This is a genomic window from Cupriavidus basilensis, assembly GCF_000832305.1.
Classification (GTDB): Bacteria; Pseudomonadota; Gammaproteobacteria; order Burkholderiales; family Burkholderiaceae; genus Cupriavidus; species Cupriavidus basilensis_F.
On record NZ_CP010536.1, the window covers coordinates 713,480 to 731,483 of the forward strand.

An 18,004-nucleotide genomic window follows, 5' to 3' on the forward strand; every position below is an offset into this window, starting at 1 on the left:
CGAACCACCGAAACACCATGTCGAACGCTCTCTACCAGTCCTCCATCACTTCGCTGCCGCTGCTCGGCCACGGCAAGGTCCGCGACAACTACGCCGTGGGCGACGACAAGCTGCTGATCGTCACCACCGACCGCCTGTCGGCCTTCGACGTCATCCTGGGCGAGCCGATCCCGGCCAAGGGCCGCGTGCTCAACCAGATGGCCAACTTCTGGTTCAAGAAGCTGGCTCACATCGTGCCGAACCACGAAACCGGCATTGCCGCCGAGACCGTGGTGAGCCCGGCCGAAGTCGAGCAGGTGCAAGGCCGTGCCGTGGTGGTCAAGCGCCTCAAGCCGATCCTGGTGGAAGCCGTGGTGCGCGGCTACCTGGCCGGCAGCGGCTGGAAGGACTACCAGGCCACGGGCAGCGTGTGCGGCATCGAGTTGCCCGCCGGCCTGCAGAACGCGCAGAAGCTGCCCGAGCCGATCTTCACCCCGGCCGCCAAGGCCGAGATGGGCGAGCACGACGAGAACATCTCCTTTGCTGAAACGGAAGAGCGCATCGGCGCCGACCTGGCCCGCCAGATGCGCGATATCTCGATCCGCCTGTACAAGGAAGCCGCCGACTACGCCGCCACCCGCGGCATCATCATCGCCGACACCAAGTTCGAGTTCGGCCTGGACGAGAACGGCACGCTGACGCTGATGGACGAAGTGCTGACCGCCGACTCCTCGCGCTTCTGGCCCGCGGACTCGTATGAAGTCGGCACCAACCCGCCGTCCTTCGACAAGCAGTTCGTGCGCGACTGGCTGGAAGCCGTGCGCATCGACGGCAAGCCCTGGCCCAAGACCGCCCCGGCGCCCGCACTGCCTGCCGACGTGATCGAGAAGACCGCCGCCAAGTACCGCGAGGCGCTGACGCGCCTGACCGGCGAGGAACTGCAGTAATTTTCGCCGGATGGCGAGAACTGGCGCCACCAGGCGCCGGACCGATATTTAAGGATTTGACGTGAGCAATACAGCCAAGCCGCTGGTCGGCGTTGTGATGGGCAGCAGTTCCGACTGGGACGTGATGCAGAACGCGGTCGCCATGCTGAAGGATTTCGGCGTGGCCTTCGAGGCACGCGTGGTCTCCGCCCACCGCATGGCCGACGACATGTTCGAGTACGCCGCCACCGCGCGCGAGCGGGGCCTGCGCGCCATCATCGCCGGTGCCGGCGGTGCCGCGCACCTGCCCGGCATGATCGCCGCCAAGACCATCGTGCCGGTGTTCGGCGTGCCGGTGCCGTCGCGCTACCTGCGTGGCGAGGACTCGCTGCTGTCGATCGTGCAGATGCCCAAGGGCGTGCCGGTTGCCACCTTCGCCATCGGCGAAGCGGGCGCAGCCAATGCCGCGCTGCACGCCATCGCCACGCTCGCCACCACCGACGACGCGCTGGCCGCCGCGCTGGAGGCGTTCCGCGCCAAGCAGACCGAAGCTGCCCGCGCCATGACGCTGCCGGTGTAATACGCACATTCGCACGCATACCGACCAGCCCCAAGCCCCCGAATCCGGAAAGACGCGCAATGCCAACCGATATCCATCCCCACCTGGTCGAAGCCCACACGCCGGAGTCGCGTGCCGAGTTCGGCATCGACAATCCCAGCGCGCCGGTGCTGCCCGGCGCCTGGCTAGGCATGCTGGGCGGCGGCCAGCTCGGCCGCATGTTCACCCATGCCGCGCAGTCGATGGGCTACAAGGTTTGCGTGCTCGATCCGGACCAGGACAGCCCGGCCGGCACGATCGCCGAGAAGCACATCTGCGCGGCCTATACGGATGAAGCCGCGCTGGCCGAGATGGCCAAGCTGTGCCCGGCGGTGACCACCGAGTTCGAGAACGTGCCCTCGCTCTCGCTCGACCGGCTGGAGCAGCTCGGCGCCTTCGTCGCGCCGCGCGGCTATTGCGTGTCGATCGCGCAGAACCGTATCGGCGAGAAGAAGTTCTTCGCTTCCTGCGCCGAGCACACCGGCGTGCCCACCGCGCCGCACTGGGTGATCCAGCACGACGCGGACGTCGACCAGGTGCCCGAGGACCTGCTGCCCGGCATCCTCAAGACCGCGCGCATGGGCTATGACGGCAAGGGCCAGGCCCGCGTCAGGACCCGCGAAGACGTGCGCGCAGCGTGGCGCGCGATGCAGCACGTGCCGTGTGTGCTGGAAAAGATGTTGCCGCTGGCCTACGAGGTCTCGGTACTGGCCGCGCGCGCTGCCGACGGCACCACCGCCACCTGGCCGCTCGCCGAAAACGTGCACCGCGACGGCATCCTGTTCTCCACCGTGATGCCGTCCACCAGCGTCTCCGACGAGATCGCCGCGCGCGCCCGCGCCGCGGCCGCCACCATCACCACCGAGATGGGCTACGTGGGCGTGCTGTGCATCGAGTTCTTCGTGCTGACCGATGGCTCGCTGGTCGCCAATGAAATGGCGCCGCGCCCGCACAACTCCGGCCATATCACCATGGACGCCTGCGAGACCAGCCAGTTCGAGCAGCAGGTGCGCGCCATGGCGCGCCTGCCGCTGGGCAGCACGCGCCAGCATTCGGCCGGCAAGATGCTCAACCTGCTGGGCGATGTGTGGTTCGAATTCGGCCTGGAACGCACGCCGGCCTGGGACGAAGTCGTGGCCCAGCCCGGCGCCAAGCTGCACTTGTACGGCAAGAGCGATGCGCGCCCCTCGCGCAAGATGGGGCACGTGAATTGCGTGGGCGGCGCGGCGGCCGATGCCGAGCGCGCCTTCGATGCGGCCCTGACGGCGCTGCACATTGCGCCATGATGGCTTGCCCGGCGCATGCGCCGGGCTTTTCCGTTTTCCCGCTTTCGCAGCTCCATAGTTCCGTAGCTTCGTTGCTCCGTAGTAACGCCACCCCAGAGATCCCCGATGTCGCGCATGCCCACGTCCGCCGAACTTGACCAAGCGGTCCAACTGCTGGAGGCCGGCGAACTGGTCGCCTTCCCGACCGAGACGGTCTACGGCCTGGGCGCCGACGCGGAAAACCCCGAGGCCATCGCCCGCATCTACGCGGCCAAGGGACGCCCGCCCAATCACCCGATCATCGTGCACGTGGTGGATGGTGGCGACATCAGCTACTGGGTGGACGATGTGCCGCCGGCCGCGCAAGACCTGATCGACGCCTTCTGGCCAGGCCCGCTCACGCTGATCCTCAAGCGCGCCGAGCATATCCCGGCGGCGGTCGCCGGCGGCCAGGACAGCATTGGCCTGCGTTGCCCGTCGCATCCGGTTGCGCAGGCGCTGCTGAGCCGCTTCAAGCGTGGCCGCGGCGGCATTGCCGCGCCGTCCGCGAACAAGTTCGGGCAGGTTAGCCCGACCACGGCGCAGCACGTGCGCGACGAGTTTGGCGACGCGGTCTTCGTGCTTGAAGGCGACGGTGTTGAGGTTGGCATTGAATCGACCATCGTGGACCTGTCGCGGCTGGAGCAGGGCATTGGCCCGGTGCTGCTGCGCCCGGGCGCCATCACGCCGGCCATGATGGCGCAGGTGCTGGGCGTCACGCCGTTGCCGCCGGACGCTGCCGCGCCGCGCGCGTCAGGCACGCTCAAGGCGCACTATGCACCGCATACGCCGTTGGCCTTGTGCTCGGCCGCGGATCTGCCTGCGCAACTGGCCGATTTGCCCGCCGACGCGCGCGTGGCGTGGGTTGGTGTTCAGGCGGCGGCCGATCCGCGATGTGTGTGGGTGCAGGCGCCCGCCGATGCCGAGGGTTATGCGCGTGCGCTTTATCGCTTGTTGCGCCGGCTGGATGGGGATGGGTTTGCGCGGCTGGTGTTTGAGGCCTTGCCGGCTGGGCATGAGTGGGATGCGGTGCGGGATCGGTTGCAGCGGGCTGCGGCTGCGTTTGGGGGGTAAGGGGGCAGGGGGTAATGGGGGTAATGGGGTAAGGGCGGTGGTGGTTGGCTGCAACTGCAACTGCAACTACAACTGCAACTGCTTAACTTCAACTTCAACTGCAGTTTCACCACCCCTGCGGGGCGGCGACCTACTTTTTTGTCTTGCCAAAAAAGTAGGCAAAAAAGGCGCGCCGGGGTACGACTCACTCACATAGGTAACACTTGAGTTCAAGCACATAGGTAACAGTTTTCTACCCTGCATGGGCGACCCTGAAAGGAGATGCCCATGCCCTGGAGCGAGCTGAAACCCATGGACCAACGAATTTTGTTTGTGGTCGATCACGTCAAGGGTGTTGAGAGCATGAGCGCGCTGTGCGCGCGATATGGCGTCAGCCGGAAGACAGGTTACAAGTGGCTTGAGCGGTACGAAGCAGAGGGGCTGGATGGACTGGCCGAACGCAGCCGGCGTCGGCGTGAGCAGGATCGCGTGCCCTACGCGATCCGCCAGGCGATTCTGGCGCTGCGAACGCAGGGCGGGATGGAGCAAGGGCCGAAGAAGATCCAGAAGCTGCTGGAGGCCCGGTACGGGGCAGAGCTGGTGCCCTCGCGCACGACGATCTACAACGTACTTAAGCAAGCAGGACGGATCCTCCCACGGCGCTTGCGACGTCGTGTGATGCCGCACGAAGGCGTATTGCGCTCGACCCAGGAGCCGAACGGCTTGTGGAGTGCGGACTACAAGGGGCAGTTTCTGACGGGGGACCACCGGTGGTGTTACCCGTTGACGGTAATGGACCATGCGAGCCGGTATCTGCTGGGTTGCAAGGGCTTGAACGGGCCCCAGTTGGTACCTACGCGTGCGGTCTTCGAGCAACTGTTCCGGCGCTACGGCTTGCCGGACCGGCTGCGCACGGACAACGGCGTTCCGTTCGCGAGTACGGGTAGCGCAGGGTTGTCGCAGTTGTCGATCTGGTGGCTGAAGCTGGGGATCGTGCCGGAGCGGATCGAGCGAGGGCATCCGGAGCAGAACGGTCGGCACGAGCGCATGCACCGCACGCTCAAGCGAGCGACGGCGCAGCCGCCAGCGGCCACGTTGAGCAGCCAGCAGCGTCGCATGGATGAATTCCGGCGCTACTACAATCGGGAAAGGCCGCACGAGGCGTTGGAGCAATGCACGCCGCAGAGTTGCTACACAAAGTCGATGCGGGCCTATCCGAGTCGTCTTGAGGAGATGAGCTACGCGAGCTACATCCTGCCGCACCGAGTGACGAAAGCGGGGCTGATCTACCAGGCGGGCAAGATCATCTATGTCGGTCATCTCTTGCAGGGCGAGGTGGTCGGATTGGAGGCAGTTGCCGATGGGATATGGCGTGTGCACTTCGGCCCCATTGCCATAGGATTGATTGATGAACGCCAGGCGAAGCAGCACTACCTGACAATCAAAGTGTTACCTATGTGAGTGAACTCGTTTGTTACCCATGTGGTTGATTCGTACACCGGATGGGGCGACACCCTGCTCGGGCTTCGACGAAAAGAGCGGCCGGGACCCAAACTCGCATCGCCTTAAGGCGATACTCAGACATGGGTCCCTCTTTTCCGCTCTTTTCGCCGAATCCCGAGGCGCCCCATACGGCCTAGGTGAACCTTGACGGCTCGCTTCGCATCGCGCTGGGGTGTGGCGCGCCCTTCGGGCGCTTCACACGGCTACCACAATGGGTGGAGCGGCTGATCAGTTGAACGGTTGATCTTGCCGCTGGTTGGCTCCCCTCTCCCACTTGTGGGAGAGGGCGGGTGCTTGCAAGGGTCCGCGCTCATCCCGTACCGGCTGCCGGTATCACGCCACTCAGGGTGCGCCCTGATACACCCATTGCAACAGGGCGTCGTGGGCTTCGCGGGCTTGTGCTGCGTTGGCGTGGTTGATGTAGCTGACCACCACATAGCGGTCGCCGTTCAGCGCGTCGACATAGCCGGCCAGCGCGCGGACGTCGTTCAACGTTCCTGTCTTCATGTAGGCATTGCCGGCCGCGCCGGCGTGCGTCAGGCGGTTGCGCAGCGTGCCGTCCACGCCGAGGATCGGCAGCGAATCGATCAGCACCGGGCCGACTTCACTGGCCAGCGCTTGCTGCAGCAGCCGCGACATATCGTAGGCACTGATGCGTTCTTCGCGCGATAGTCCGGAGCCGTTGTCGAGTGCCAGGCCAGGCATGTCCAGCCCCTGGCGCGCCAGCCAGCGCTGCACCACCTTGGCCGAGCGGGTGGTGCTGGCCGGGCCGCTGCGATCCATCTCCGCGCCAATGGTCAGGTAAAGCTGGCGGGCCATCACATTGTTCGAGAACTTGTTGATGTCGCGCACGATTTCCGACAGGGGCTGGCCGTAGTGGCGTGCCAGCAGGAAGGCGTTGCGCGGGGCGCGGCCCATGCGCAGGGCTGGCTGGTGGGTGAAGCGGCCGCCGGCCAGTTGCCATTCGGCGACAAAGCCACCCCAGGTGAATTCGTTGTGCGAGAGCGTGGCGATGTTGACCACGTGTTCGCCGCAGTCGGCGGCGTAGCTGCCGTCGAAGGAGGCCAGCACGGTGCCGTCGGCCTGTGGCGTGACGGCGGGGCGGGCGCGTGCCGACCAGTCGCCGCATTTGCCGTGGGACAGTGCCAGGCGGTTGTCGAGCTTGAGCTGCGCCAGCGCGGGCGTGACCGACACCGCGACCGACTGGTTGGCCGGATCGGGCGTGATGGTAAACGACAGCGTCTTGAAGGCGTAGAGCAGCGCGTCGGGGCTGACGTTGTAGGCGCGCTGGGTTTCGCCATCGATGGTGGCGCCCTTGTCGAGGGCGGAATCGAAGTAGCTGCGGTCCAGCACCACGTCGCCATTGATGGTGGTGGCGCCTGCGGTGCGGGCACTGTTGACCAGCTTGGCCATTTCTTCCGGCACCAGCTTGGGGTCGCCATAGCCACGCAGGTAGACGTTGCCGTTGACGGTGCCATCGGCTGCTGGCTGGTTGTCGGCGTACAGCGCGGTCTGCCAGCGGTAGCCGGGGCCAAGCAGCTGGAGCCCGGCGAAGGTGGTGACCAGCTTCATGGTGGAAGCCGGGTTCATCGGCGTTTGCGCGTTCCAGCTTGCGCGGGGCGCCGGCGCGCCGACCTTGATCACGTAGAAGCTGGTGGCCGAGGCGGGCACATGCGCGCGCTTGAGCGCGGCCGTTACGCTGCCCGGCAAGCCGGAGCGCGGCTCGGCGGACGCGGACGCGGCGTGGGTGGCCTTGGTCTTGTGAACGGGGGTCTTGGCGGCGGTACTCACGCCGCTGATGCAAAGCAGCCCGGCGGCGCAAAGCGGCAGCAGGCGGTGAAGAATTGGGGATGGGCGATTCGGCATGATGCCCATGTTAACGCATGGGCCTGGGCGCGGATGACGCCGCCATTCGATTTGCGCAGGTTTTTCCGCGGGAAGCTCCGTCTAGTCGTTTGCGGTGTCTGCGGGATCTGCCGAATGGTGCGGACGGTCCGGATGGTCCGCACCGATCGCCTGCGGCGGCGCGAGCTTTCCGAGCAGCGCGCGCAGGGTGTCTTGTTCCTGCGCCGACAATGCGCCGGCGACGCGCGCATCGTGCGCGCACACCGCGGCGGTGGCGGCTTCCAGCGTGCGCCGTCCCGCCGGGGTCAGTACCAGGCTGTAGGCGCGGCGATCGTGCGGCGCCGGGCGGCGCGCCACCAGCTTCATGTCTTCCAGCGCGTCGACCAGCAGCACCGCCCCCGAGCGCGCGATGCCCAGGATGCTGGCCAGCTCGGTCAGCTTGAGCAGCGGATTGCGCGAGACGATCACGAGCGCGGAGAAACGCGGCGGCGTGATGTTCCACTGCGCCAGCGATTGCACGAAGTCTTCGTAGATACGGATCTGCGCGCGGCGGATGGCGTAGCCGACCAGGCTGTCCAGCACGCCGTAGTCGACGCTGGCGATATGCGGGTCGAATCCGCCGGGCGCATCGGCTGCCTGGCTGGCGCCGGCGGGATCGGGGGCGAGGGCGTCGCGGCTGCGGCGCGCTCGCGCCTTTGCTGTGGTCATGATGCCTTGGCGTCGGTCGATGGATGTGGGTGGCGATGGCTGCCTGAAAAACCGGGGCGCCTATACGACGCGAAAATACCGCATTTCCACCCGGTCCGGATAGCGGGCGCCGGTGGCGACAAACAGGTGCTGCATGAGCCAGTCATAGCCGGGCGCGGCCGTCTCGAAGCGGGGCGCGGTGCGGAAATAGATCAGGCGCGGGTCGACGATCTCGCCACCGGCCAGGCGCGCGATCAGCTCGGCGGGGCCGCTGCGCACGCCAGCGTTGACGATGTAGATGCGCGCGCCGTCGTCGGTCTCCAGCACATAGCGGGCCTCGATGTCGGCCACGACGATGCCGTTGCCGGCGTCGTGGCGCACCAGCTGGAAATCCGCGCCGCCGGGCAGGATGCGCCCTTGCAGGCGCGGCCCGGAAACGACGCCGTCGAGAATGGGGATGACCCGCCGGTTGCCCAGCGCGCTTGCGCCCACCTCGGTGACCGGTGCCAGCCGGAAGCTGAAGTCCGCCACGTGCTCCAGCGTGGGCGCGGGCAGGGCGGTGATGGCGCGGGGCGCGGTCATTTCAGCAGCTTCCAGTTGCCATTGTCGATGGTCAGCATCACGCGGGCGCGGGTGTCAAAGCCGAAATGATCCTGCGCGGTGTAGTTCAGCACGCCGTGCGACACCACGATATTGCGCTCGCTCTCCAGCGCGGCCTTGAGCGCGCGGCGAAATTCCGGCGTGCCCGGCTTGGCCTGCTTGAGCGCCACCGGCACGATGCGCTGCAGCACCAGGCCCGCATCGTAGGGGTGGGCGCCGAACTGGGTGCGGCTGTCGGGTCCGTACTGTTTTTCGTAGCGGCCCACGTAGTCCAGCCCCGGCTTCTTGGTGGCGGCGCTGTCCGGCAGCTGCTCGGCCACGATCACCGGCCCGGCGGGCAGGATGGAGCCGTTGACGGCTTTGCCGCCGATGCGGATCAGGTCCTTGGTGGCCGCGCCATGCGTGTGGTAGACCGGGCCCGCGTACCCGCGCTCGCGCAGCGTGGTGTGCGGCAGGGCCGCGCCGGTGCCGGCGCCTGCGATCAGCACCGCGTCGGGGTGGGCGGCGATCAGCTTGAGCGTTTGCGCGGTCACACTGGTGTCCGAGCGCGCATAGCGCTCGGTGGCCACCAGGCGCATGCCGCGCGCGGTGGCGGCGGTGGTGAACTCCTTGAGCCAGGTCTCGCCGTAGGCGTCGGCAAAGCCGATGAAGGCGATGGTCTTGATGCCTCTGGCGTGCGCCGCATCCGCCACGGCCTCGGCCATCAGCTTGACCGGTTGGGCCAGGCGATATGTCCATTCGCCGCGGCCGGGCTTGAGCTCGATCGGCGAGAAGGCCAGCTGCACCGTCTGGCTCTCGTCGGCGACTTCGGCAATGGCGATCGATGGCGCCACCGCCGACGAGCCGAGGATGATGTCGACCTTGTCCTCGCTGACGAAGCGGCGCGCCACCTTGGTGGCCTGGGTGGGATCGGAGCCGTCGTCCAGCACGATATAGCGGATCTTCTCGCCGGCGATGGTCTCCGGCAGCAAGGGCATGCTGTTCTTCTGCGGGATGCCGAGCGAGGCCGATGGCCCGGTCGACGCGATGCTGACGCCGACCGTCACTTCGGCAAGCGCGGGCGCGGCGCCAAGCGCGGCGGCAAGGCTGGCGGTGATGGCGAGCGCAAGGCGGCTGGCGGGCGTGGCAAGGCGGGTAAGGCGTGTAGGGCTGGGGCGCGGCAAGATGTCTCCTTTTCTTCGAACAACGCCGGCTTCTCAGGGCCGGTCGGGGGGCATGATACGACGGACTGGCGCAATCACAGAGGCGCGCGGCCCGCTTAGCGCGGCGGCACCTGCAGCGATTGCTGGTCGAAGCCGGCGAGTTGCTTGTAGCGCAGCGCGATCGCTTCGAGCTCGGTGCGCGGGATCACGGTTTCGATATCGCTGAAGCCCTGCGGCGCGCGCTGCTCGGCCAGCTGCATGACCTGCTCGGGCCCGTTCATGCGGTTGCGCAGCACGATGGCCGCGGTGCGCGGCAGCCGCTGCGCTTCGTACTCGCGCAGCGCATAGCCGCTGTCGCAGGCGTCGCGCGGTGCGCCGTTGGCCAGGAGGCTGTCCATCAGGTAGCGTGCATCGAGGATGGCCTGCGCGCTGCCGTTGGAGCCGATCGGGTACATCGGGTGGGCAGCGTCGCCCAGCAGCGTTACGCGGTCGAAGGTCCAGCGCGGCAGCGTGTCCTTGTCGACCATGGGGAATTCGTAGATGGCCTGCGCGCCGTCGATCAGCGCCGGGATGTCGATCCAGTCCCAGCGCCAGTTCGCAAAGGCTTCGCGGAACACGGACTTGTCGACCTGCTTGTTCCAGTCGCTGCGCGGCGGGGTATCCGGCGCGCTGTCGGGCACGCGCAGCTCGGCGATCCAGTTGACCAGCGAGCGCCCCTGGCGGCGCAGCGGCTCGGAGATCGGGTAGGCCACGAATTTCTGGTCCTGATGGCCCGCCATGAACATCGAACTGCCGTCCAGGTACGGCGGCGCCTCGGTGACGGCGCGCCACAGCGTGCGGCGCGAGAAGCGCGGCGCGTCGCCCTGCGGATAGAAGTGGCGGCGCACGGCGGAGTGGATGCCGTCGGCGCCCACCAGCACATCGGCCCGCGCCGTGACTTGCGCGTTGTCGCTGCGCCGGCGCAGCGTGAACTCCACGGGATCGCCCGCGCGCGCGCCGGTGCTCGTGACCGCTTCAAACGTATGGCCGGCATGCACGCGCTCGGCGCCCAGGCGCTCCACCACGGTGCGGTAGAGCAGCATCTGGAATTCGCCGCGATGGATGGAGAACTGCGGCTGGCCGTAGCCCGCCGCGCGCCCGCGCGGCTCGTGCCAGATGCGCTGGCCAAGCTTGTTGTAGTAGGACAGGGACGAGGTCTGCACTGCCAGCTCGGCCAGTGCATCGTGCAGTCCCAGCTCGGACAGCTCGCGCACCGCGTGCGGCAGCAGGTTGATGCCCACGCCGAGCGGGCGCAGCGTCTCGCTGGCTTCCCAGACCTCGGCCTCTATGCCGTGCCGGTGGCAAAGCAGTGCCAGCGTCAGGCCGCCGATGCCGCCACCGGCGATCGCGATCTTCATGGTGTTGTCTCCACGGCTTGTTATGGAATCGCCGGGCCGCGAGGGTGCTCCATGCGGAGCCGGCGGCCACTGGCAATATTGTTATAGAGTATAACTAAATGCACGAGGGCTTCAAGATCGGCGGCGTGCGGGGAAACCCGCAGGCAAGCGCCGCATGCACGTCCTGATCACGGGATTTGTGGGAATCCGCTGACACGATGTTCGGTCAGGCACCGGTTCCGCAGGGCGGCCCCGGGCCTCATAGTGAACGTACCTGCCGCAAAGCATGGACCTTGCGGTGAACGCGATAACGACGCGATAACGATGCCTGGGTGCATTACCGGGCGCAAAGCAAATCCCAAAAGGAGCCTCATCATGCGTACCGTAACCCTGTCTATCCTGCTGGCCACGCTGCTGAGCGTGGCGGGCTGCGCCGACATGACGCCCAAGCAGCGCAATACCGCCATCGGCGCGGGTGTCGGCGGTGTGGCCGGCGCGGCCCTGATCGGCGGCCCGGCGGCCACCATCGGTGGCGCGGCGCTGGGCGGCGTGGTCGGCAACGTGGTGACGCCCGAACGCCGGTAAGCAAGCAGCAGCGGGGCGCAGCGTGAAGCGGCCCGCCACAAAACAAAAAGCGGATGCCATCGGCATCCGCTTTTGCTTTTTTTTTAGCTAAGGGTCAGCAGGCAGACTTTACGACGGCCTTTCCGGCCTTCCCAGTCTTCCCGCCTTGCCCGGCGTTGGCCACCGGGAACACCGTGTCGTAGGCCCAGTTGTAGACGAACGCATAGACCACGTAGAAGGCTGCCAGGGCGATGTCCATGATGAAGGCATCGAACAGGCTCATGTCGAGATACCACGCCACCATCGGCAGGAACACCATCAGCAGGCCCAGTTCGAACAGGATGGCGTGGAGCACCCGCACGGCCACCGGCTTGCGCAACTGCCCGGTGAACCGCAGCATGGCCTTGTCGAACAGCACGTTGTAGAGGTAGTTCCAGCCGGCGGCGATCAACGATGCCACCACGGCGAGGATGCCGATCTGGTGCAGGGCGAAGCCAAAGACCCAGCTGCCCACGGGCGCGACAATCAGCAAGCCGATCACTTCAAAGCCGATGGTATGACGAATTCTGTCCTTGGTGCTGCGCATGATGCTTCCTGTCTGGCGTGTGAATAGAGGGCATTCTATCGAGTATTCTGGGATGGTAAAGTTGGGTTCTATCGCTAAAAACGATGGATGGGCAGCGGCCCGTCCCAGGGAATCAACATGAGCCTCTCGCTCGAACAATTGCAGGCCTTTGCCGCAGCCGCCGAATGTGGCTCTTTCTCCGCAGCCGCGCGCCGGCTGGGCAAGGCCCAGTCGGTTGTCAGCGCGGCCGTGTCCAATCTCGAGATCGATCTGGGCAACCAGTTGTTCGACCGTGGCGGGCGCTATCCCACCCTGACCGCCGCGGGCGAACGCCTGCTGGCCGAGGCGCGCGTGATCCTGGAGCGTTGCGAGCATTTCCGTGGCGTGGCCAAGAGCCTGGGCGAGGGCGTGGAAAGCCGCCTGGTGCTGGCGGTGGACGAACTCTATCCGGAGGAAACCCTGGGTGTGATGCTGGAGGAGTTCTCCGCGCGCTTCCCGGCGGTGGAGCTGGAGCTGCTGTTTCCTTTGATGGAAGACGTCAGCCGGCTGGTGCTGGAGCGTTGCGCCGACCTAGGCATCATGTGGCGCCAGGAGGTGCTTCCGCCGGAGCTGGGTTTCCGCGCGCTGGGCTGGGTGCCGATGCGGATCATCTGTGCCCCCGACCATCCGCTTGCGGACCAGCGCGTGGGCTGGGAGGAACTCAAGCGCTACCGGCAGTTGATGGTGGCCACCCGCACCGACAGCGAGGAAAAGATGCGGCTGCGCGTGGCCGCCGAAGTCTGGTGGGTGGAGAGCCAGTGGGTCATCGTTGAGCTGGTCAAGCGCCGGCTGGGCTGGGCCTTCGTGCCCTGGCACGTGGCGGCCAACTCGCCGGCGGGCACGCAACTGGTGTCGCCCGCGCTGGAGTTCGACGACCAGGACTGGCCGGTGGCGATGGAGCTGGTGTGGCACAAGCAGCGGCCGCTCGGCAAGGCCGCCACCTGGCTCAAGGAGCGGGTGAGCAAGCAGCCGCTGCCGCGTCCCGAGGTGCGCGCCCGGCCGTAGCGATGCCGGCAGCTTCCCGGCGTCATCGGTGTTATCGGGGTCATCGGGCTGTCGGCACTATCGGGTCAGCCCGAATTCCTTGGCCAGCGTGCGATAGCGCTGCACCGTTCGCTGCACATAGGTATCCAGGTCAGCGCCGCCCAGGTCGGCCGGGAACAGGCCTTGCTCCGCGCGCAGCCGGGCGAATGCCGGGCTGGCCTGCAGGCGTTCGAAGCGCTCGGCCCAGCGCTGGTAGTCCGCCTGCGCAACCTTGGGGCCCATGTAGAAGCCGCGCAGGATGGGCCAGACGATGTCGAAGCCCTGCTCGCGCGCGGTGGGCACACCGGCCAGCCTGCCGGGCAGGCGCTGCGCCGCCAGCACGGCCAGGATGCGGATGCCGCCGGCGCCGAGCTGCATGGCGGCCTCCGATGCGTCGCCGGACACCGCCTGGACGTGCCCGCCCTGCAGTGCCGTGAACGCCTCGCCGCCACCCTCGAAACCCACGAAGCGCATGCGCTTGTAGCCCACGCCGGCCTGCCGCGCCACCATCGCGGCCTTCATCCAGTCCTGGTTGCCGATGGTGCCGCCGGCCCCGAACAGTACCTGGTCCGGATCCGACCTGAGCGCGGCCACCAGGTCCTTCAGGGTCTTGAAGGGCGAATCGGCGCGTACCGCTATCACGCCGTAATCGGTGCCGAGCGCGCCAACCCAGCGCACGTCCGCCGCGCCATACTTGCCGAACTTGCCTTGGGCCAGCGCCAGCAGGGAGCCGTCTGAAAATGCGACGATGGTGTCGGGCTCGGCGGGGCGTTGCGCCACGATGCTGTTGTAGGCCACCGCGCCGATGCCGCCCGGCATGTAGGCCAGCCGCACCGGCTGCTCGGTGAACCCGGCTTCGAGCAGCGCGCGCTGCGCCAGCTTGCAGGTCAGGTCGAAGCCGCCGCCGGGCTTGGCGGGCACGATGCATTCCGGCGCGGCGGCCGCCGGCCGCGCGCAGGCAGCGGCGAGGGCGAGCGCCGCGCAGGCAAAGCGCAGGGCGGCCAGGACGTGGCGCATCGATTCTCCTCGGGGGGTGAGTGGACGGCTGACAGCTTACCGGGAAATCCCGAAAAATCCGCTGGCTGGCGACGCGAAAATCAGGCATAACAAATCGCCGCCAAGAAGCAGGAGAACCCCCTTTCATGAGAGTACTGCTGGTCGAGGACCACGATGAACTGGCCACCTGGGTGATGCAGGCGCTGCGCGCGCTGCATTTCACCGTGGAGCGCGCGGCCGACGCGGCTAGCGCGGAATCCCTGCTGTTCAGCACGCACGCCGGCAGCGCGGGCGGGGCCGGCAGTGACTACGCGCTGGTGCTGCTGGACCTGACCCTGCCCGACCGCGACGGCCTGGACCTGCTCGCGCGCCTGCGCGCTCGCGGCTGCCGCGTGCCGGTGATGATCCTGACCGCGCGCGGCGAAGTGGGCGACCGGGTCAAGGGCCTGGACCTGGGTGCCGACGACTACATGGCCAAGCCCTTCGACCTGGCCGAGTTCGAGGCGCGCGTGAAGGCGCTGTTGCGCCGCGCGCGCCAGACCGAGGCGCCGCTGGTGGTGTGCGGCGGCCTGGGGTTCGATACGGTGTCGCGCCATTTCCAGGTGGGCGGCGTGCCGCTGGCGCTGACGCCGCGCGAGCATGCGGTGCTGGAGATACTGATGACGCCGCCCGGCAAGACCGTCAGCAAGGACCGCATCTACGCCAGCATCTTCACCCTGGCCGACGACACCCAGCCGGATGTGATCGAGGTCTACGTGCATCGCCTGCGCCGCAAGCTCGACGGCTCGGGCGCCGCCATCGTGACCTTGCGCGGGCTGGGCTACGTGCTGGAGCCCAGCGTTGGCTGAGCCGCGCAAGCGCGCCGCCAGCCTGCGCGCGCGCCTGCTGTGGTGGCTGATCCCGCCCATGCTGGCGCTGCAGGCCGCGTACGGCGTGGTGGCTTACTCCAATGCGCTGGAGTCCGCCAACCAGGCCTATGACCGCACCTTGCTGGCATCGGCGCGCAATATCTCCGAGCGCATCACGCTGACCCCCGAAGGCGTGCGCGTGGACGTGCCGTATATCTCGCTCGATACCTTCGAGGTGGGCATGAACGCCACCATGTTCTACCGCGTCAGCGGCGTGCATGGCGAGTTCGTCTCGGGCTACGACGACCTGCCGCCGTTCGATGCCAGCCAGCCGCGCACCAAGCTGTATCCCGCGCTGGTGAGCTTCTACGACCGCACCTACCGTGGCCAGCCGATCCGCATCGCCGCGCTGCGCCAGCCGGTGATGGACGCCAGCGGCACGCGCGGCGGCATGGCCTTGATCGAGGTGGGCGAGACGCTGGACTCGCGCCAGGCGCTGACGCGCAACATCCTGTTCGATGTGCTGTGGGGCCAGCTGATGCTGGTGCTGGCCGCGGTGCTGGTGATCTGGCTGTTCACGCGGCGCGCGCTGGCACCGCTCGATGCGCTGCGCGAAGCAGTGGCGCAACGCCAGCCCGGCGCCACCACGCCGCTGCCGCTCGACAGCGCCCCGCGCGAGACCGCGCCGCTGGTGGAAGCCATGAACGGCTACATGGCGCGGCTGGAACAGGTGCTTGCCGCGCAGCGCCGCTTTATCGCCGACGCGGCGCACCAGTTGCGCACGCCGCTAGCCGTGCTGCACACGCAGGCCCAGCTGGCCGCGCGCGAGCACGATCCCGACGAGCAACGGCGCATCGCGCAGGGCCTGGCCGACAGCACCGCGCGCATGGCCGCGCTGGCCGACCGCCTGCTGTCGATGGCGCGTGCCGCGCACGGCGGGGCCGAGGCGCCGCGCGCGCTGGACCTCGCGGCGTTGGTGAAAGAGGTCTGCCTCGAGCTAACGCCCGCCGCGCGTGCGCGCCGCATCGACCTGGGCTTCGAAGGCGAGGGCGCGCAGCCAGTGCGCGGCACCGATCTGCTGCACGAGCTGGTGACCAACCTGGTCGACAACGCCCTGCGCTATACGCCATCGGGCGGCATGGTCACGGCGCGTGTCTTGCGCGCGGGCGAGGCGGTAGTACTGGAAGTGGAGGACGACGGCCCCGGCATTCCCGCCGCGCAACGCGCGGCGGTGCTGGAGCCGTTCTACCGGGGCAAGGCGGCGGGTTTGAAGGCGCCTGGTGAGGCGGCGCCCACTGGCTCGGGGCTTGGCCTGACCATCGTGCGCGACATCGCCGTGGCGCATGGCGCGTCGCTGGTGCTGCTGGATGGCGCGCACGGCAGGGGCCTGCTGGTGCGGGTGCGCTTCGCGCCGGCATAGGGCGGCCGCGAAGGCTCCCACCGCTATTCGCCATTTGCGATCTGCTATTGCGTTGCCGAGCCGCCGGGCGCTGTGCCAGCCGGCGCCGTATTCGACGCGCTATCCGTCTCGATATGCCAACCGCCGCCCAGCGCCTTGATCAACACCGCGCTGGTGGTGTACTGGCGGCCTAAGATGGTCAAGTAGGTGCGTTCCGCCGTGTAGGCGGTGGTCTGCGCGGTCAGTACGTCCAGCAGGCTGGCGGTGCCGGCGCGGTAACGGTTGTTGACCAGGGCCAGCGCATCGCGCGCCGAACGCAGCGCGTCGTTCTGCACCACGCCTTCCTGCTCCAGCAGGCGCGCGCCGGCCAGGTTGTCCTCGACCTCCTGGAACGCGGCGAGCACCGTCTGGCGGTAGTTGGCCACGGTCTGGTCGTAGGCCGCCACCGCCTGCGCCTTGGCCGCGCTGCGCAGGCCACCGTCGAACAGCGTGCCTGCCAGCGCCGGGCCGATCGACCACACGCGGTCCGGCAGCGACAGCCAGCGCGCCAGCGTGCCAGCGGAAAGCCCGCCGGTGGCCGACAGCGACAGCGTCGGGTAATAAGCCGCCTGGGCTACGCCGATCTGCGCGTTGGCCGCGGCCATGCGGCGCTCGGCCGCGCCGATATCGGGCCGGCGTTCCAGCAGCGCCGACGGCACCGCGACAGGCACGCGCGGCACCGCGGCGGCATAGTCCTGCGGCGCGATGGAGAGGTTGGCCGGTGGCTTGCCGGTCAGGATGGCAAGGGCGTGCTCGAGCTGCGCGCGCGTGATCTGGATATCGATCTGCTGCGCCTGCGCGGACTTGAGCTGAGTCTCGGATTGCAGCACGTCGGAGCGCTGGGCGGTGCCGGCCGCGTACTGGTTGCGTACCAGTTGCAGTGACTTCTCGTAGTCGACTACGGTGCGGTCAAGCAAGGCCTTCTGCTGGTCGGCGATGCGCAGCAGGAAATAGCTCTGCGCCAGCGTGGACTGGGTCGACAGCAAGGTCGAAGCCAGGTCGGACTGGCTGGCCTGCGCGCTGGCTTCGCTGCTTTCCACCTGCCTGCGCACGCGGCCCCACACATCGATCTCCCAGCTGGCCGACAGCGTGGCGTTCTGGCTGTTGCCGATCAGGCCGCTGCTGCCGCTCGCGCGGTTCAGCCCGGCAGATGCGCCCACCGTGGGGAAGTAGCCGGCGCGCGCCGATTGCAGCGCGGCCAGCGCCTGCCGGTACTGCGCCTCGGCCGCCTTGATGTTCTGGTTGGATACCTGCACCTGCGACATCAGCGTGTCGAGTGCCGGATCGCCGAACACCGCCCACCAGTTGCTGCGCGCGCTGGTATCGCGCGGCTCGGCCGGTTTCCACTCGCCCCACTGCGAGGTGTCGGCGGGTGCTTCCTTGAAAGCCGGGGTGGCGGGCGCGTCGGGCCGCTTGTAGTCGGGACCCACGGCGCAGCCGCCCAGCAGCAGGGCGCAGGCTACCGTCAGCACGGTCGCGGGGACGGAGAGGGCAGGGAGGCGAATAAAAGCGTTCATG

At 67.8% G+C, this 18,004-nt stretch carries 17 protein-coding genes; 9 read left to right on the forward strand and 8 right to left on the reverse strand.

Translation table 11 applies throughout. The features are described from left to right. The first annotated feature begins 17 nt into the window (after positions 1-17). From RR42_RS03220 to RR42_RS03240, 5 genes are all read left to right on the forward strand, one after another. Entirely contained in the window at positions 18-926 is a 909-nt protein-coding gene (locus RR42_RS03220; RefSeq protein WP_043343946.1) for a phosphoribosylaminoimidazolesuccinocarboxamide synthase, read from the forward strand. A gap of 61 nt (positions 927-987) precedes the next feature. After that, complete coding sequence (gene purE / locus RR42_RS03225; RefSeq protein WP_006158083.1) at positions 988-1,485, forward strand: 5-(carboxyamino)imidazole ribonucleotide mutase; 498 nt, start codon at positions 988-990, stop codon at positions 1,483-1,485. A gap of 59 nt (positions 1,486-1,544) precedes the next feature. Continuing rightward, positions 1,545-2,789, forward strand: a complete 1,245-nt coding sequence (locus tag RR42_RS03230; RefSeq protein ID WP_043343951.1) for a 5-(carboxyamino)imidazole ribonucleotide synthase — start codon at positions 1,545-1,547, stop codon at positions 2,787-2,789. 105 nt (positions 2,790-2,894) lie between these two features. Further along, positions 2,895-3,881, forward strand: coding sequence for an L-threonylcarbamoyladenylate synthase (locus RR42_RS03235; RefSeq protein WP_043343954.1), 987 nt, complete (start codon positions 2,895-2,897; stop codon positions 3,879-3,881). Between the two features lie 267 nt (positions 3,882-4,148). Beyond that, the gene (locus RR42_RS03240) at positions 4,149-5,321 is read left to right on the forward strand and encodes an integrase core domain-containing protein (RefSeq protein ID WP_043343959.1); all 1,173 of its coding nucleotides are present in this window, start codon (positions 4,149-4,151) and stop codon (positions 5,319-5,321) included. 384 nt (positions 5,322-5,705) lie between these two features. Here RR42_RS03240 and dacB read toward each other — a convergent pair whose 3' ends face one another. The 5 genes from dacB to RR42_RS03265 all read right to left on the reverse strand — a co-directional run bounded on the left by dacB (position 5,706) and on the right by RR42_RS03265 (position 11,034). Continuing rightward, on the reverse strand, positions 5,706-7,238 hold the full coding sequence (dacB, locus tag RR42_RS03245) for a D-alanyl-D-alanine carboxypeptidase/D-alanyl-D-alanine-endopeptidase (RefSeq protein WP_043343962.1): 1,533 nt from the start codon (positions 7,236-7,238) through the stop codon (positions 5,706-5,708). A gap of 72 nt (positions 7,239-7,310) precedes the next feature. After that, positions 7,311-7,916 carry a MarR family winged helix-turn-helix transcriptional regulator gene (locus RR42_RS03250; RefSeq protein ID WP_052494425.1) on the reverse strand — a complete coding sequence of 202 codons (606 nt, stop codon included), beginning with the start codon at positions 7,914-7,916 and terminating at the stop codon, positions 7,311-7,313. 60 nt (positions 7,917-7,976) lie between these two features. Continuing rightward, positions 7,977-8,477, reverse strand: coding sequence for a DUF3237 domain-containing protein (locus RR42_RS03255; RefSeq protein ID WP_043343963.1), 501 nt, complete (start codon positions 8,475-8,477; stop codon positions 7,977-7,979). Continuing rightward, a complete protein-coding gene (locus tag RR42_RS03260) occupies positions 8,474-9,658 on the reverse strand; it encodes an ABC transporter substrate-binding protein (protein WP_082054787.1) in 1,185 nt (394 codons plus the stop codon). Before RR42_RS03260 ends, RR42_RS03255 begins: the two co-directional genes overlap by 4 nt. 95 nt (positions 9,659-9,753) lie before the next feature. Further along, positions 9,754-11,034 (reverse strand): flavin-dependent oxidoreductase, encoded by a 1,281-nt coding sequence (locus tag RR42_RS03265; protein WP_043343966.1) that lies wholly within the window; start codon positions 11,032-11,034, stop codon positions 9,754-9,756. A 354-nt stretch (positions 11,035-11,388) separates the two neighbouring features. Here RR42_RS03265 and RR42_RS03270 point away from each other — a divergent pair, with 354 nt between their 5' ends. Beyond that, a complete protein-coding gene (locus tag RR42_RS03270; RefSeq protein WP_043343970.1) occupies positions 11,389-11,598 on the forward strand; it encodes a glycine zipper 2TM domain-containing protein in 210 nt (69 codons plus the stop codon). A gap of 94 nt (positions 11,599-11,692) precedes the next feature. Here RR42_RS03270 and RR42_RS03275 read toward each other — a convergent pair whose 3' ends face one another. Continuing rightward, positions 11,693-12,163 carry a PACE efflux transporter gene (locus RR42_RS03275; protein WP_043343973.1) on the reverse strand — a complete coding sequence of 157 codons (471 nt, stop codon included), beginning with the start codon at positions 12,161-12,163 and terminating at the stop codon, positions 11,693-11,695. A 117-nt stretch (positions 12,164-12,280) separates the two neighbouring features. Between RR42_RS03275 and RR42_RS03280 the strand changes: the two genes are divergently transcribed. After that, complete coding sequence (locus RR42_RS03280) at positions 12,281-13,186, forward strand: LysR family transcriptional regulator (protein ID WP_043343975.1); 906 nt, start codon at positions 12,281-12,283, stop codon at positions 13,184-13,186. Between the two features lie 57 nt (positions 13,187-13,243). Here RR42_RS03280 and RR42_RS03285 read toward each other — a convergent pair whose 3' ends face one another. After that, on the reverse strand, positions 13,244-14,221 hold the full coding sequence (locus tag RR42_RS03285) for a tripartite tricarboxylate transporter substrate binding protein (protein ID WP_052494426.1): 978 nt from the start codon (positions 14,219-14,221) through the stop codon (positions 13,244-13,246). Positions 14,222-14,346: 125 nt separating this feature from the next. On the opposite strand from RR42_RS03285, the gene RR42_RS03290 reads away from it, so the two are divergent. Then, on the forward strand, positions 14,347-15,048 hold the full coding sequence (locus tag RR42_RS03290; protein ID WP_043343978.1) for a response regulator: 702 nt from the start codon (positions 14,347-14,349) through the stop codon (positions 15,046-15,048). Then, positions 15,041-16,468: a sensor histidine kinase gene (locus RR42_RS03295; RefSeq protein WP_043343980.1), complete on the forward strand. Its 1,428-nt coding sequence runs from the start codon at positions 15,041-15,043 to the stop codon at positions 16,466-16,468. The genes RR42_RS03290 and RR42_RS03295 overlap by 8 nt, the downstream gene beginning before the upstream one ends. A gap of 44 nt (positions 16,469-16,512) precedes the next feature. On the opposite strand, the gene RR42_RS03300 is transcribed toward RR42_RS03295, so the two are convergent. Next, positions 16,513-18,003, reverse strand: a complete 1,491-nt coding sequence (locus RR42_RS03300; RefSeq protein ID WP_043343982.1) for an efflux transporter outer membrane subunit — start codon at positions 18,001-18,003, stop codon at positions 16,513-16,515. Between the last annotated feature and the right edge of the window lies 1 nt (position 18,004).

What these genes read in the sequence shown, in the direction of transcription:
- RR42_RS03220 (WP_043343946.1), top strand. Translation starts at nt 18, where the DNA reads ATGTCGAACGCTCTCTACCAGTCCTCCATCACTTCGCTGCCGCTGCTC.
- RR42_RS03230 (WP_043343951.1), top strand. Translation starts at nt 1,545, where the DNA reads ATGCCAACCGATATCCATCCCCACCTGGTCGAAGCCCACACGCCGGAG.
- RR42_RS03235 (WP_043343954.1), top strand. Translation starts at nt 2,895, where the DNA reads ATGTCGCGCATGCCCACGTCCGCCGAACTTGACCAAGCGGTCCAACTG.
- RR42_RS03240 (WP_043343959.1), top strand. Translation starts at nt 4,149, where the DNA reads ATGCCCTGGAGCGAGCTGAAACCCATGGACCAACGAATTTTGTTTGTG.
- dacB (WP_043343962.1), bottom strand. Translation starts at nt 7,238, where the DNA reads ATGGGCATCATGCCGAATCGCCCATCCCCAATTCTTCACCGCCTGCTG.
- RR42_RS03250 (WP_052494425.1), bottom strand. Translation starts at nt 7,916, where the DNA reads ATGACCACAGCAAAGGCGCGAGCGCGCCGCAGCCGCGACGCCCTCGCC.
- RR42_RS03255 (WP_043343963.1), bottom strand. Translation starts at nt 8,477, where the DNA reads ATGACCGCGCCCCGCGCCATCACCGCCCTGCCCGCGCCCACGCTGGAG.
- RR42_RS03265 (WP_043343966.1), bottom strand. Translation starts at nt 11,034, where the DNA reads ATGAAGATCGCGATCGCCGGTGGCGGCATCGGCGGCCTGACGCTGGCA.
- RR42_RS03270 (WP_043343970.1), top strand. Translation starts at nt 11,389, where the DNA reads ATGCGTACCGTAACCCTGTCTATCCTGCTGGCCACGCTGCTGAGCGTG.
- RR42_RS03275 (WP_043343973.1), bottom strand. Translation starts at nt 12,163, where the DNA reads ATGCGCAGCACCAAGGACAGAATTCGTCATACCATCGGCTTTGAAGTG.
- RR42_RS03280 (WP_043343975.1), top strand. Translation starts at nt 12,281, where the DNA reads ATGAGCCTCTCGCTCGAACAATTGCAGGCCTTTGCCGCAGCCGCCGAA.
- RR42_RS03285 (WP_052494426.1), bottom strand. Translation starts at nt 14,221, where the DNA reads ATGCGCCACGTCCTGGCCGCCCTGCGCTTTGCCTGCGCGGCGCTCGCC.
- RR42_RS03290 (WP_043343978.1), top strand. Translation starts at nt 14,347, where the DNA reads ATGAGAGTACTGCTGGTCGAGGACCACGATGAACTGGCCACCTGGGTG.
- RR42_RS03300 (WP_043343982.1), bottom strand. Translation starts at nt 18,003, where the DNA reads ATGAACGCTTTTATTCGCCTCCCTGCCCTCTCCGTCCCCGCGACCGTG.